The sequence below is a fragment of the Pseudomonas sp. SWRI154 genome, from assembly GCF_014268645.1.
GTDB lineage: Bacteria > Pseudomonadota > Gammaproteobacteria > Pseudomonadales > Pseudomonadaceae > Aquipseudomonas > Aquipseudomonas marvdashtae.
In genome coordinates, this window is sequence record NZ_JABWQW010000100.1 from 1 (window position 1) to 283 (window position 283).

1 protein-coding gene is annotated in these 283 nt (G+C 67.1%); it reads left to right on the forward strand.

What is annotated here, in order from left to right; genetic code table 11:
* Positions 1 to 283: RHS repeat domain-containing protein (locus HU806_RS26310; RefSeq protein WP_186615825.1), on the forward strand; the 283-nt coding region annotated here is incomplete at both ends.

A 283-nucleotide genomic window follows, 5' to 3' on the forward strand; every position in this document is an offset into this window, starting at 1 on the left:
AAACCGGCTTCGACGGCCAGCGCACCGGCTACGCCTACGACCTCAACGGCCACCTGCTGGAAAAGACCGAGTTTGGTTCCGACGGCAGCCAGCGGGTCACCCAATACCAACGCGACACCGCCGGCCGTTTGCTGCGCAAAACCTTGCCCGACGGGACGACCGTCGAGTACCGCTACGACGCCCTCGGGCGTCTGGTCAGCGTCGACGACGGCCATTGGCCGCTGGCCTACGAATACGACGCCCAGGACCGCCTCGTCGCCGAACACCAGGGCTGGGCCACCCT